This window comes from Pseudoalteromonas sp. SG43-7, from assembly GCF_014164295.1.
Classification (GTDB): domain Bacteria; phylum Pseudomonadota; class Gammaproteobacteria; order Enterobacterales; family Alteromonadaceae; genus Pseudoalteromonas; species Pseudoalteromonas rhizosphaerae.
The window spans coordinates 15719-29253 of the sequence record NZ_JACJEY010000029.1; the positions used below are offsets into that span (position 1 = coordinate 15719).

Annotated in this window: 12 protein-coding genes; 8 read left to right on the forward strand and 4 right to left on the reverse strand. The window is 40.3% G+C overall.

Annotated elements, in window-relative coordinates; translation table 11 throughout:
• Positions 1 to 46: 46 nt before the first annotated feature.
• The 4 genes from yidC to rpmH all read right to left on the reverse strand — a co-directional run bounded on the left by yidC (position 47) and on the right by rpmH (position 2659).
• Positions 47 to 1681 carry a membrane protein insertase YidC gene (yidC, locus tag H5200_RS13935; RefSeq protein WP_182761692.1) on the reverse strand — a complete coding sequence of 545 codons (1635 nt, stop codon included), beginning with the start codon at positions 1679 to 1681 and terminating at the stop codon, positions 47 to 49.
• An 8-nt stretch (positions 1682 to 1689) separates the two neighbouring features.
• Positions 1690 to 1965 carry a membrane protein insertion efficiency factor YidD gene (gene yidD / locus H5200_RS13940; protein WP_064668255.1) on the reverse strand — a complete coding sequence of 92 codons (276 nt, stop codon included), beginning with the start codon at positions 1963 to 1965 and terminating at the stop codon, positions 1690 to 1692.
• 126 nt (positions 1966 to 2091) lie between these two features.
• A complete protein-coding gene (rnpA, locus tag H5200_RS13945) occupies positions 2092 to 2517 on the reverse strand; it encodes a ribonuclease P protein component (RefSeq protein ID WP_145241711.1) in 426 nt (141 codons plus the stop codon).
• Positions 2518 to 2524: 7 nt separating this feature from the next.
• The gene (gene rpmH / locus H5200_RS13950; RefSeq protein ID WP_004335215.1) at positions 2525 to 2659 is read right to left on the reverse strand and encodes a 50S ribosomal protein L34; all 135 of its coding nucleotides are present in this window, start codon (positions 2657 to 2659) and stop codon (positions 2525 to 2527) included.
• Between the two features lie 507 nt (positions 2660 to 3166).
• Between rpmH and dnaA the strand changes: the two genes are divergently transcribed.
• The 8 genes from dnaA (at position 3167) to H5200_RS13990 (ending at position 13514) form a co-directional block, all read left to right on the forward strand.
• Positions 3167 to 4558, forward strand: a complete 1392-nt coding sequence (gene dnaA, locus H5200_RS13955; RefSeq protein WP_145241713.1) for a chromosomal replication initiator protein DnaA — start codon at positions 3167 to 3169, stop codon at positions 4556 to 4558.
• A 13-nt stretch (positions 4559 to 4571) separates the two neighbouring features.
• Complete coding sequence (gene dnaN, locus H5200_RS13960; RefSeq protein WP_149983170.1) at positions 4572 to 5675, forward strand: DNA polymerase III subunit beta; 1104 nt, start codon at positions 4572 to 4574, stop codon at positions 5673 to 5675.
• Positions 5676 to 5681: 6 nt separating this feature from the next.
• Positions 5682 to 6776 carry a DNA replication/repair protein RecF gene (recF, locus tag H5200_RS13965; protein ID WP_145241717.1) on the forward strand — a complete coding sequence of 365 codons (1095 nt, stop codon included), beginning with the start codon at positions 5682 to 5684 and terminating at the stop codon, positions 6774 to 6776.
• A 12-nt stretch (positions 6777 to 6788) separates the two neighbouring features.
• The gene (gyrB, locus tag H5200_RS13970; protein ID WP_182761693.1) at positions 6789 to 9215 is read left to right on the forward strand and encodes a DNA topoisomerase (ATP-hydrolyzing) subunit B; all 2427 of its coding nucleotides are present in this window, start codon (positions 6789 to 6791) and stop codon (positions 9213 to 9215) included.
• A 143-nt stretch (positions 9216 to 9358) separates the two neighbouring features.
• Positions 9359 to 10261 carry a glycine--tRNA ligase subunit alpha gene (glyQ, locus tag H5200_RS13975; RefSeq protein WP_145241722.1) on the forward strand — a complete coding sequence of 301 codons (903 nt, stop codon included), beginning with the start codon at positions 9359 to 9361 and terminating at the stop codon, positions 10259 to 10261.
• Between the two features lie 2 nt (positions 10262 to 10263).
• Positions 10264 to 12333: a glycine--tRNA ligase subunit beta gene (glyS, locus tag H5200_RS13980; RefSeq protein WP_182761694.1), complete on the forward strand. Its 2070-nt coding sequence runs from the start codon at positions 10264 to 10266 to the stop codon at positions 12331 to 12333.
• Between the two features lie 61 nt (positions 12334 to 12394).
• On the forward strand, positions 12395 to 12844 hold the full coding sequence (locus H5200_RS13985; protein WP_182718510.1) for a hypothetical protein: 450 nt from the start codon (positions 12395 to 12397) through the stop codon (positions 12842 to 12844).
• Positions 12845 to 13046: 202 nt separating this feature from the next.
• The gene (locus H5200_RS13990) at positions 13047 to 13514 is read left to right on the forward strand and encodes a DUF3015 family protein (protein ID WP_182761695.1); all 468 of its coding nucleotides are present in this window, start codon (positions 13047 to 13049) and stop codon (positions 13512 to 13514) included.
• Positions 13515 to 13535: the final 21 nt, after the last annotated feature.

Below are 13535 nucleotides of genomic sequence, written 5' to 3' on the forward strand. Positions count from 1 at the left end.
TAAAAAAGGCGACCAATGGTCGCCTTAATTTAAGTAACTGAGCAAATTAGCCCCTGACTTTTATTCCTTGCTTTTCCATACCGCGATAGATGATCAGCATCTGTGCGATAGAGATAAGGTTTGATACTAACCAGTAAAGTACTAGACCAGATGGGAACCAAAGGAAGAACACTGAGAAGATAACCGGCATAAAGGTCATCATCTTTTGTTGCATCGGATCAGTTACCGTCATTGGTTGTAGTTTTTGCGTAATAAACATACTGGCACCAAATAAGATTGGTAGTACGTAGTATGGGTCTTTCGCAGATAAGTCAGTTAACCAAAAAATAAATTCAGCATGACGCAGTTCTGTTGATTCTAAGAATACATAAAATAGCGCTAAGAAAATTGGCATTTGCAGCAAAATAGGGAAACAGCCACCCATAGGGTTTACTTTCTCTTTGCGGTACATTTCCATGGTTGCTTGGCCGAATTTTTGACGGTCATCACCAAACTTTTCTTTTAATGCAGCCATTTTAGGCTGTAGGGCACGCATCTTCGCCATTGACGTATATTGCGCTTTGGTAAGTGGGTACATTGCTGATTTAACAATCACAGTAATGGCGATAATTGCCACACCCCAGTTACCTAGTATGCTATGTAGCCATTTTAATAGTATAAATAACGGCTGTGAGATAAACCATAACCAACCGTAATCGACAGTTAAATCTAAGTTCGGATGAATAGCTTCAAGTATATCCGACTCTTTAGGGCCCATATAGTAAGTTGCACCAAGAGTTGCTTGTTGGTTCGCTTGTACATTTATCGGCTCACCTTTAGCACCAATAATTGCTGCGTTGCCTTTAGCAATTAAGCTGTAAAGGGTATTTTGCTGTTCTTGCGAAGGAACCCACGCACTTACAAAGTAGTGCTGAATAAAAGCAATATAACCACCTTGCGTATTAATGCTAAGGTTTTTGTCGGCCATATCAGAAAAGCTATATTTCTCGTACTTTTCCTCAGCAGAACCATAGGCAGCACCTAAGTAGTTTTGGTCAACTAAGCTGCCTTTATCTTGTACTGTGCGTTTTACTTGCGTATACAGCTGTACTTGAATTGGCTCTGCGGTGGTGTTATTTACTGAGTATTCTAAAGCAACATCGTATTGACCTTTTTTGAATACATACGTTTTAGTAAAACTAACACCTTTGCTATCAGTAAATGTAAGTGGTACGCGAAGTTCGTCACCTGTTAAAGCAAATGTTTTTTGCTCAGAGTGATAAACCGGGCGACCTTCTGCAGATGCATCTGGGCCATTTAAGCCTATTAAACCACTTTGAGAGAAATATTGTTTACCATCAAACTCACCAAGTAACATATAAGGCGTTTCGCTGCCTTTTGTTTCTTCGTATTGCAGTAAGTCAGCTTCAACAATATCACCACCACGGGTGTCAATTTTAACTTTGAATACGTCAGTCGTAATTTTAATAACTGAACGTTTCGCGGTTGTTGCTGCAGTAGGTAATTCACCATCGGTTGATGATGGAACATAATCATCAGAGTCAGGGGAATTAGTTTGTAGTGTTTGTGTGTTGGCACTAGGATCGACTTTTGGTGCGTTGTAGTCTTTATTCCACTCTTGGAACAATAAAAACGATACAAGCATCAGGCCGATGAATAAAAACGTGCGTTGCGATTCCATAACAGCTCTTATTTCTCGTGTTGGTGGTTAATATGGGTTAATTTTTCAGGTACGGGATCATCCCCACCTGAATGTAAAGGATGACATTTTAATATGCGTTTAACCGCTAACCAACTCCCTTTTACAGATCCATGCAAATTAATTGCTTGAATAGCATAACTAGAGCAGGTTGGATTAAAGCGACAATGCGGACCTAACAGCGGACTAATCCACTTTTGATAACCACGAATTAATAACACTAAACAGCGCTTAGGAAAAGCAACAAGTGGTTTTAGTAACCTCATGATGTTCAAGCCTCTGCGTAATATTTAGTGAATGGATACCATGAATTTAAACGCCCAAAATGGAATTTTAAATGCATGATTAAAAGGTGAGCTAAAGATACCTTAATTAACCATGTAATTCTATTGCTATTGGCTCTGTTTATTGGATTTAGCCGATTTGTTGGGGCGTTTTTTAAACGGCGGTGGTTTTGGTGCACCAGGTTTACAGCGTTCGTTAATCTTGCGCCATAATTTAGTGAGTTGTTTAGTTAGCTCTTCATTTGACTGTTCATCAATACCACTTTTAACCATCAGCACAATATCGACATTATCAATAGTGTGTTGGTTTAAACGAAAACTTTCGCGAGCAAGACGTTTAATACGGTTTCGTTGGCAAGCTTTTTTAACCCGTTTTTTAGCGACAGTGAGTCCTAAGCGAGGTTTTGCTTGGTCATTGGGTTTTGCTAATAAGGTAAAGAAAGGAGTTGCGGCCCGAGCGGGTTCATTAAAGATGCGAGAGTAATGCGAGGGAGTTAACAGACGTAACTCCCTGCCAAAGTTAAAGTCTTCCACTTATATATTAAGCAGAAAGAACTTTGCGGCCTTTAGCGCGGCGACGAGCTAATACTTTACGGCCATTTACAGTTGCCATGCGAGCACGGAAACCGTGTGCACGTTTGCGTTTTAAAACGCTAGGTTGAAAAGTTCTTTTCATAACAATTCCATCCGATCGGTTAAAGGTTAAAACATCCTATGCAGGTCGCGATCCTGGCACAGGTGCCATTGCGAGCGCGAGATATTATCGATGAAGTGCCTTAAAGTCAACCATAATCGCATTTATAATAGAGGGGTGATAATAGATCTGTTGGCAGGATCTGCTAGGATCCTTATATTAAAGAAGTTTTCCACAGGCTCTGTATAAAAAGTGCATAAAAGCTTGGGGTAAGTAAAATAGATCACATAATTTGATCGCGATCCAAGCCCTTTTTTGCTATGATCATACTTTGAAGTTAAAAATAATTGCTATTAAAAATCAACGTCTTGCTTGTTTTTTTTAGCCAGATCATATTTTTCAAAAAAATCAATCTTGTACTTGTGGATAAAGTGCATTCATAATACTCGGTCTTGGGTTAATAAATTGCCTAAATAATAGTAATAAATGTATGATTTCCGGCCACTAAAGATGACCGGGAATAAATACTAAGTCTTTGGGAGTTTAACTGTGTATCTGTCGGTTTGGCAAAGTTGTTTATATGTATTGCAAGATGAACTGCCTTCGCAGCAGTTCAGTATGTGGGTAAGACCACTACAAGCAGAAAGTACCGAAGATACCCTGACGATTTATGCACCTAATCGCTTTGTGCTTGATTGGGTAAGAGAAAAGTACTTAAACCGAATTAATGAATTACTTGTTGAGATTTGTAAGGATGAAGCGCCAGAGTTACGCTTTGATGTAGGTAGCAAGCCAATCCACAATGCGCAAGTGATCGCGCCTGCAACAACTGGCTCTGCGACCCCGATGAATCAGCCGGCAGCAAAGCAGCAACCAAAAGCAGCTAAAGCTGTGGTTGAGCCTGCTCCTAAGTCTGGTTACAAATCAAACATTAAAGAAAACTACACCTTTGATAGTTTTGTTGAAGGTAAATCTAACCAGTTAGCAAAAGCTGCTGCGACGCAAGTTGCGGATAATCCTGGTGCTGCCTTTAACCCGGTATTTATATATGGTGGAACGGGTTTAGGTAAAACGCATTTATTACATGCGGTTGGCAATGGTATTATGGCAAATAAGCCAGATGCAAAAATTGTTTATATGCACTCAGAACGCTTTGTGCAAGATATGGTTAAAGCCCTGCAAAATAATGCTATTGAAGAATTTAAGCGTTATTACCGCAGTGTTGATGCTTTAATGATCGATGATATTCAGTTTTTTGCTAACAAAGAACGCTCTCAAGAAGAATTCTTTCATACTTTCAATGCATTACTTGAAGGTAACCAACAAATTATTTTAACCTCAGATCGTTATCCAAAAGAGATTGAAGGGGTTGAAGATCGCCTTAAATCACGTTTTGGTTGGGGTTTAACCATCGCGATTGAGCCGCCAGAGCTTGAAACGCGAGTGGCTATTTTGATGAAAAAAGCCCAGCAGAGTAAAATTAATTTACCTCACGAAGTGGCCTTTTTTATCGCTAAAAAATTACGTTCAAATGTGCGTGAGTTAGAGGGCGCGCTTAATCGTGTGATTGCTAATGCAAACTTTACTGGTCGACCAATTTCGATCGACTTTGTAAAAGAAGCATTACGTGACTTACTCGCTTTGCAGGACAAACTGGTCACGATAGACAATATTCAACGTACGGTTGCTGAATATTATCGTATTCGCGTCTCAGACCTGCTATCTAAGCGCCGCAGCCGCTCTATCGCAAGACCTCGTCAAGTTGCTATGGCATTGTCTAAAGAACTTACCAATCACAGCTTACCTGAAATTGGTGATGCCTTTGGTGGCCGCGACCACACTACAGTATTGCATGCGTGCAGAAAGATTAAATCACTACGTGATGAAAGCCACGAAGTGAAAGAAGATTATCAAAACCTAATAAGAACATTGTCATCTTAGGGCTGACTTTATTATGCAAATAACTATATCAAGAGAACAATTTTTAAAACCTTTGGTGCAAGTATCTGGCGCAATTGAGCGCAAGCATACCTTGCCTATCTTATCTAACGTTTTGTTAGAGGTTGAAAATGGCGAACTTTCAATGACAGGCACAGACCTTGAAATTGAACTTGTCGCAAAGGTTTTTGTTGGCGATGATACCGCTGATGCAAAATTGACTTTGCCAGCTAAAAAATTACTCGATATTTGTAAAAGTCTGCCAGACGGTTCAGATTTAACGTTGAGCAGTCAAGATCACCAACTATTACTGACCAGTGGAAAAAGCCGCTTTTCATTAACTACACTCGCTGCGGAAGACTTTCCTAATCTTGAGCAGTGGGATGGTGAAGTTGAATTTCAACTAACGCGCTTAGAACTGCGAAAGTTACTTGAAAGCACCCACTTTTCGATGGCCAATCAAGACGTACGCTATTACTTAAATGGTATGTCGTTTGAAGTAGATAATACTGATATAAAAACAGTGGCTACTGATGGTCACCGTTTAGCAATTGCGCAAAAACAATTAACGCAATCGTTAAATACTCAACGTCAGCTAATAATTCCGCGTAAAGGCGTACAAGAAATTATGCGTCTAATGGTTGCTGATGATGAGTTGGTTACAATTCAATTTGGTGCAAATCATATTCGTATTTTAGATACAGAGTTTACTTTTACGAGTAAATTAGTTGATGGACGTTTTCCTGATTACCGCCGAGTATTGCCACGTGGTGGTGATAAAGTGATTACCGCAAACCGTGAATGGTTACGCAGTGCGTTTCAACGGGTATCTATTTTATCGAACGAGAAGTTTAGAGGTGTACGGTTAAACTTATCGAATGGACTATTAAAAATTACCGCCAACAACCCAGAGCAAGAGCAAGCTGAGGAAGTGGTTGAAGTGAGCTATCAAGGCGATGACTTAGAAATTGGCTTTAACGTATCGTATGTTTTAGATGTATTAAATACATTAAAAACAGAAGACGTTTTATTTACGCTTGCTGATTCAAATAGTAGTGCATTGATAGAAGGTGCTGGCGATGAAGAAGCCATGTACGTTGTTATGCCAATGCGCTTATAAGGCACTATGAGTTTAAGTCATTTGAGCCTCAATAATTTTCGGAATATTGAGGCGCTCACTGTAGAGCCAGTGAATGGTATTAACATAATTTATGGTGAAAATGGCAGTGGCAAAACCAGCCTTCTTGAGGCTATTTATTACCTTTCTCATGGCAAGTCTTTCCGCACCCCAAAACACAAAAGTATCATTACGCACCATAAAGAAAAATTCACCATTCATGGTCGTAAATCACTTTATAACTTATCAATTCCAATCGGTATTAGTAAGACTTTAAGTGGTGAGACAGAATTAAAAATACAGGGTAAGTCTAGTCGTCGAGTGTCTGAACTTGCCCAATTAATGCCAGTACAAGTGATCACCCCAGAAAGCTATTCGTTGTTTTTTGGAGGTCCAAAAGAGCGCCGAAAATTTTTAGATTTAGGATTGTTCCACGTGGAACAAGACTTTTTTTATTTGTGGCAATCTTTCAATAAAGTATTAAAGCAACGTAATGCATTATTGAAAAGTAAGCCTAAGAATTATTTTGATCAAATCAAGTTTTGGGATAAAGAATTTGTTAGACTGGCAGACCAAATAAATAATTTACGAATTGCGTATATAAGTAGGTTTAAGCAGCAATTTTTTGATAAAATGTGTGCAGAATTAACGCTTATACGCGATTTAGAAATAAGTTTTTATGCTGGTTGGAAAGAAAATGAATCTCTAGCCGACGCTCTCGAACAAAGCTTTGAGCGTGATAGTCGCCAAGGTTTTACAAATAAAGGGCCGCATAAAGCTGATTTCAGTTTTAGTGTCGCTGGCAATAGTGTGGAAAACACCTTTTCACGCGGTCAATTGAAGCTATTGCTTTATGCGTTAAAAGTAACGCAAAATAGTTTGATTGAGTCAGAGACAGAAAAGCAATCAATATTGCTAATAGATGATCTACCTTCAGAGTTAGGGGAAGATACGAAAGAGAAAGTAGGACAGTTATTGTCGCACTGTAGCTCTCAAATATTTATCTCTACAATTCAATCTGAAAGTATTTCTGCTGTGGTGGAACCCATGCAACGAGAACTACAAATGTTCCACGTGAAACATGGCAACCTAATAACAAGATAAGTGGGATTAACCATGTCTGAGAATTACGATTCGTCGAGTATTAAAGTACTAAAAGGATTAGACGCAGTAAGAAAGCGTCCTGGAATGTATATAGGGGACACCGATGATGGCACAGGCTTACACCATATGGTGTTTGAGGTCGTTGATAACTCTATCGATGAAGCCTTAGCAGGTCACTGTGATGACATCTATGTCACAATTCATTTAGATGGTTCTGTCTCTGTTCGAGATAACGGCCGTGGTATTCCAACTTCAATTCATGAAGAAGAAGGCGTGTCAGCTGCTGAAGTAATTATGACTGTACTACATGCTGGTGGTAAGTTTGATGATAACTCATATAAAGTATCAGGCGGCTTACACGGTGTTGGTGTTTCAGTAGTAAATGCGCTTTCAGAAAAATTAAAGCTAACGGTTCGTCGTGAAGGCAAGCTACATGAGCAATTTTACACTATGGGTGTTCCTGATGCGCCACTAGCTGTAATTGGCGAATCAGAAACCACAGGTACTGAACTTCGTTTTTGGCCAAGTGGTGAGACTTTCACAAACTTAGATTTCCATTACGATATTTTAGCTAAGCGCTTACGCGAGTTATCATTCCTGAATTCAGGTGTGAGTATTATTTTAAATGATGAACGCGAAGAAAATAAAACTGACCACTTTAAATATGAAGGGGGTATTCGTGCCTTCGTTGAGTATTTAAACCGTAACAAAACACCTATTCATAAAGGTGTATTCCACTTTACTCATGAACGTGAAGAAGATGGTATTAGCGTTGAAGTATCAATGCAGTGGAATGATGCTTACCAAGAAAACATTTACTGTTTTACAAACAACATTCCACAACGTGATGGTGGTACTCACTTAGCCGGTTTTAGATCTGCGCTAACTCGTACACTTAACAACTATATGGAAAAAGAAGGCTTTAACAAAAAAGCTAAAACAACCAGTAATGCAACAGGCGATGATGCCCGTGAAGGCTTAACTGCAGTTGTTAGTGTTAAAGTTCCTGATCCTAAGTTCTCATCACAAACCAAAGATAAGCTAGTTTCAAGCGAAGTTAAATCAGCTGTAGAACAGGCAATGGCTGAGAAATTCACTGAATTCTTATTAGAAAATCCAGTAGACGCAAAAATAGTTGTTGGTAAAATCATTGATGCTTCTCGTGCTCGTGAAGCGGCGCGTAAAGCCCGTGAAATGACTCGTCGTAAAGGCGCAATGGACTTAGCAGGTTTACCTGGTAAGTTAGCGGATTGCCAAGAAAAAGATCCAGCCCTGTCTGAACTATATATAGTGGAAGGGGACTCTGCTGGCGGATCAGCCAAGCAGGGTCGTAACCGTAAGAATCAAGCGATTCTTCCGCTTAAAGGTAAAATACTAAACGTAGAGAAAGCGCGTTTTGATAAGATGTTATCTTCACAAGAAGTTGCCACGTTAATTACAGCCCTTGGTTGTGGTATTGGCCGCGATGAGTATAACCCTGAAAAATTACGCTATCACCGCATCATTATCATGACCGATGCTGACGTCGATGGTTCGCACATTCGTACGTTACTGTTGACCTTTTTCTACCGTCAAATGCCAGAAATCGTTGAACGTGGTTATATCTATATTGCTCAACCACCACTTTATAAAGTGAAAAAAGGTAAACAAGAGCGCTATATTAAAGATGATCCAGCACTTGTCGAATACCTAACTTCATTAGCATTAAATGGTGCCTCACTTTATACCGGTGCTGATGCATCTGCACTTGAAGGTGAAGCTTTAGAGGCTATCGTTCATGATTATCAAAACACCGTTAAAGTTATTGAGCGCTTAAAACGTAAATACCCGAATACGGTTATGGAACGTTTGATCTATCAAACAGAGCTAAACGAAACTGATTTAGCCGATGAAGCTAAAGTAATCGAGTGGACCAAAACGTTAGTCGATGACTTAGTCGCACGTGATGAAGATGCAACTATCTTCGCTGCTGCAACAGAGCATGATACTGAGCGTAACTTATATTACCCAGTTATCAATATTCGCCAACACGGTGTTGATAAGGCACACGTACTGAGCCATGATTTTATCTCTTCACGTGATTATAAACGCATCGCAGTAACTGGTACTAACATTGCCAATATCTTAAGTGAAGGTGCTTATATTCAACGTGGAGAGAAGACACTAGCTGTTGATAACTTTGTGGATGCATTGGAATGGTTGATCGCAGAATCTAAGCGTGGGCTATATATCCAGCGCTATAAAGGACTAGGTGAGATGAATCCAAGTCAGCTGTGGGAAACTACCATGGATCCTTCGGCGCGTCGCATGTTACAAGTAACCATTGAAGATGCTGTTGGTGCAGACCAATTATTCGCAACCTTGATGGGTGACCAAGTTGAGCCGCGTCGTGAGTTCATAGAAACGAATGCACTACGTGTAGTTAACTTAGACGTATAATTAAATTATAGTAATTACAAAAAAGGAGCCTTAGGCTCCTTTTTTATTTTCTCAATTGCACAAACTGCTTAAAACATGACTACGCACAAGGTATACTGAAGGTAATTTTCACGCTACATCACAGCAGATACTAAAAGCCAAATATGCAAAAATATGACGTTAAAACCTTTCAAGGTTTGATCCTGGCTTTACAGGATTACTGGGCACAGCAAGGCTGTGTCATTATTCAGCCACTTGATATGGAAGTTGGTGCAGGCACATTTCATCCGCAAACATTTTTAAAGTCTATTGGTCCTGAACCAATGTCGAGCGCGTATGTGCAACCATGTCGTCGTCCTACCGATGGCCGTTATGGTGAGAATCCAAATCGCCTGCAACATTACTACCAGTTCCAAGTCGTATTAAAACCATCACCAGATAACATCCAGGAGCTATATTTAGGCTCATTAGCGGCTGTTGGCATTGATACCCTTACTGACGAAGTACGCTTCGTTGAAGACAACTGGGAATCACCTACGCTAGGCGCATGGGGTCTTGGTTGGGAGATCTGGTTAAACGGTATGGAAGTAACCCAGTTTACCTACTTCCAACAAGTAGGGGGCTTAGAGTGCTCTCCTGTTACTGGTGAGATCACTTATGGTCTTGAGCGTTTAGCTATGTACATTCAAGGCGTAGATAGCATCTACGATCTAGTATGGGCTGATGGCCCAATGGGCCGTGTTACTTACGGTGATGTATTCCATCAGAACGAAGTTGAGCAATCAACTTATAACTTTGAGCATGCAAATGTTGACGATTTATTTGCCCAGTTTGATAAATGCGAAGCTGAGAGCCAAAAGCTAATTGAAGCAAGCTTACCATTACCTGCTTATGAGCAAGTAATGAAAGCATCACACGCATTTAACTTATTGGATGCACGTCATGCTATTTCGGTGACAGAGCGCCAGCGTTATATCTTGCGCGTTCGTGCATTATCTAAAGCGTGTGCACAAAGTTATTATGACAAACGCGAAGCGCTTGGTTTCCCGTTGTGTAAGGATAAGTAAGCATGTCAGCACAAAATTTATTAGTAGAAATTGGCACCGAAGAGTTGCCACCAAAATCATTGCGTAAACTTGCCGAAGCATTTGCTGCAAATCTAACTGCAGAGCTTGAGAGCCTAGAGCTTAATCACCAAGGCGTAAGCTGGTATGCATCTCCTCGTCGTTTAGGTTTACAAGTAACAGCACTTGAAGCTCAGCAACAAGACAAAGAAGTAGAAAAACGTGGCCCTGCAACGAAGGCTGCATTTGATGCCGATGGCAAGCCGACCAAAGCTGCAATGGGTTGGGCTCGTGGTTGTGGTATTGAAGTAAGTGAAGCGCAAACACTCGAGACCGATAAAGGTGCATGGTTGTTACACATTGCTAAAGTAGCAGGCAAAGAAACCACAGCCTTGATGGCTGATGCGGTAAATAAAGCGTTAGCTAAACTTCCGATTCCTAAACCAATGCGTTGGGGGGCGAATAAAACACAATTTATTCGTCCTGTTCATACCGCAACTATTTTGTTTGGCGATCAGCTAATTGAAGGCGAAGTCCTTGGTAAAGCAGTGGGTAACCAACTGCAAGGCCATCGTTTTCATCATCCAGAAAAAATCACAATCAAACACGCTGATGATGTTTTTGAGGTGCTTAAGTCTGCACATGTTGTTGCTGATTACCAGCAGCGTAAAGCACAAATTCGTAGCCAAATCGAAGCTGCAGCAACAGCCGTTAATGCAGTAGTAGCTATGGATGAAGATTTACTTGAAGAAGTAACTTCATTGGTTGAATGGCCAGTAACTCTTACTGCAACATTTGAAGAAGCGTTTTTAGATGTACCAGCCGAAGCGCTGATCTACACTATGAAAGACGATCAAAAATACTTCCCATTACTTGATCAAGACGGCAAGCTACTTAATAAGTTTTTGTTTGTTTCAAACATCGAAAGTAAAAACCCAAGCGTAGTTATTGCTGGTAACGAGAAAGTAGTGCGCCCGCGTTTAGCTGATGCGCAGTTCTTCTTTGAAACAGATAAAAAGAAAACTCTTGAAAGCCGTTTAGAATCACTTAATAGCGTATTGTTCCAACAGCAATTGGGTACGCTTAAAGATAAGTCAGAGCGTATTAGTGAACTTGCTGGTTACATTGCTGAGCAATTAGGTGCCGATAAAACACTTGCTAAGCGTGCTGGTTTATTAAGTAAAACCGATCTAATGACCGAAATGGTGATGGAGTTTACTGACGTACAAGGTGTGATGGGGATGCACTATGCACGCCATGACGGTGAAGCCGAAGATGTTGCCATTGCCCAAAACGAGCAATACATGCCGCGTTTTGCCGGTGATAATTTACCTACAAACTTAATTAGCTGCGCGGTAGCGATTGCCGATAAGTTCGATACACTAGTAGGTATTTTTGGTATTGGCCAAGCACCAAAAGGTGATAAAGATCCGTTTGCGCTTCGTCGTGCAGCCATTGGTGCGCTGCGTATCATGGTAGAAAAAGAACTACCACTTGATATTTTAGATCTAGTCGCAAAATCACAAACCCTGTTTGGCGATAAGCTAACTAACTTAAATGTATCAGCCGATGTATTTGAATTTATGCTAGGGCGCTTCCGCGCTTGGTATCAAGACGAAGGCATTGAAGTAGACGTTATTCAAGCAGTACTAGTGCGTCGCCCAACTAAGCCTGTTGATTTTGACCGTCGTGTTAAAGCGGTTAGTCACTTCCGTACATTAGACGCCGCAGAAGCGCTTGCAGCAGCTAATAAACGGGTAAGTAATATTCTGGCTAAAAATGATATTACAACGCAAGGCACTGTTGACGAGAGCTTATTAAACGATGATGCCGAAAAGGCATTAGCGGCACAAGTTGCTAAGTTTGCCAATGAATTAGCGCCGTTATACGCCGCTGGCGACTATCAAGAAGCGCTTGCCCAGCTTGCTGGTATTCGTGAAAGTGTTGATAACTTCTTCGACAACGTGATGGTAATGGCAGACGATGAAGCCGTTAAGCAAAACCGTTTAGCATTACTAAGTCAACTGAGTGGTCTATTTTTAGATATTGCTGATATTTCTGTATTACAGAAATAAATTCAGCTTCGCTTAAAAAGCCAGCAGCTATGCTGGCTTTTTAGTATTAGAGGGAATACCTATGAAACGTATATTAACAGTGGCTCTAGTTACTTTATTGAGTGCTTGTTCGAGCCAAATACAAATGCCAGATCTTAGCGATGTACTGCCAGGCCAAGAACTTGACCGTACAATGTACCTCCGCGGCGACTTCAATTTATGGGATGCAGAAAAGCAATATGAATTTACTCAAGTCGCGCCTGCGCTTTATCAAGCACAAGTAAAGTTTTCAACACCGGGTAAAGTGTATGAATTTAAAATTGCCGATATGGATTGGAGCGCAGGTTATAATTGCGGATTCAGTGAACAAGATCCAACCGGTCAATCTCTGACGTTAGGGCAAAGCGTCAAAGCAGATTGCAATACTACCTATAATTACTTTAGCTTCACTCCTGCAATTAAAGGCAGCTACATCGTTAGTATCGATTATCATAATAACGATCAGCCAAAAGTAACAATAACAAAGAAGTGAGAGTAGAGATTTAGGTTTGAGTACACTGATTATATTTACAAAAGTAATTACATCCTGTTAATATTGTTATTGATTTTTTGCGTTAATCGTAGTCAATCATTTTTGAGTATTATATCAAAACTTCTTTTAAATCTATAAAGAGCTCGATATCACTATACTCTGCTCGTTTATATGAATAAAAAAAATTAAAATAGGATTACAGATGTTAAAAACTACAGTAACAGCAGTTGTTTTAGCGGGGGCTTTTATAGCTGCTCCATTACAGGCTAAAGAGGGCGTTAACCCTTGGCAGGATTGTGGTATCGGCGCAATGATATTCCCAGAGAATGGAACCGCAGCAGCAATTTCAAATATTATTTGGGATTTAGGTACTACAGCAGTATCTTCAAATATATCATCTGTTGGTAGCTGTGAAGGCGCAGGTGCAAAAACAGCTCTATTTATTCAACAAACATTCCCTGTACTTGAGCAAGAAATTGCTGAAGGTGAAGGTGAGTATGTTACTGCAATGTTAAATGTGCGTGGTTGTGACGCTAGTTCTCATGGTCAAATTGTAAAGGCTATCCGTAGCGATTTTGCGACTAAACCTGCTCAAGACCCTCAAGCCTTATATGCAATTGTTGAAAGCAAAGTGACAACACAGTTTGCAGCTACTTGCCCTGTTATTTAACTGTTAATAGAGTAGGTGTCA

Excerpts from the sequence above, each read along its gene's own strand:
- yidC (WP_182761692.1), bottom strand. The coding sequence starts at position 1,681 with ATGGAATCGCAACGCACGTTTTTATTCATCGGCCTGATGCTTGTATCG.
- yidD (WP_064668255.1), bottom strand. The coding sequence starts at position 1,965 with ATGAGGTTACTAAAACCACTTGTTGCTTTTCCTAAGCGCTGTTTAGTG.
- rpmH (WP_004335215.1), bottom strand. The coding sequence starts at position 2,659 with ATGAAAAGAACTTTTCAACCTAGCGTTTTAAAACGCAAACGTGCACAC.
- dnaN (WP_149983170.1), top strand. The coding sequence starts at position 4,572 with ATGCAAATAACTATATCAAGAGAACAATTTTTAAAACCTTTGGTGCAA.
- recF (WP_145241717.1), top strand. The coding sequence starts at position 5,682 with ATGAGTTTAAGTCATTTGAGCCTCAATAATTTTCGGAATATTGAGGCG.
- gyrB (WP_182761693.1), top strand. The coding sequence starts at position 6,789 with ATGTCTGAGAATTACGATTCGTCGAGTATTAAAGTACTAAAAGGATTA.
- glyQ (WP_145241722.1), top strand. The coding sequence starts at position 9,359 with ATGCAAAAATATGACGTTAAAACCTTTCAAGGTTTGATCCTGGCTTTA.
- glyS (WP_182761694.1), top strand. The coding sequence starts at position 10,264 with ATGTCAGCACAAAATTTATTAGTAGAAATTGGCACCGAAGAGTTGCCA.
- H5200_RS13985 (WP_182718510.1), top strand. The coding sequence starts at position 12,395 with ATGAAACGTATATTAACAGTGGCTCTAGTTACTTTATTGAGTGCTTGT.
- H5200_RS13990 (WP_182761695.1), top strand. The coding sequence starts at position 13,047 with ATGTTAAAAACTACAGTAACAGCAGTTGTTTTAGCGGGGGCTTTTATA.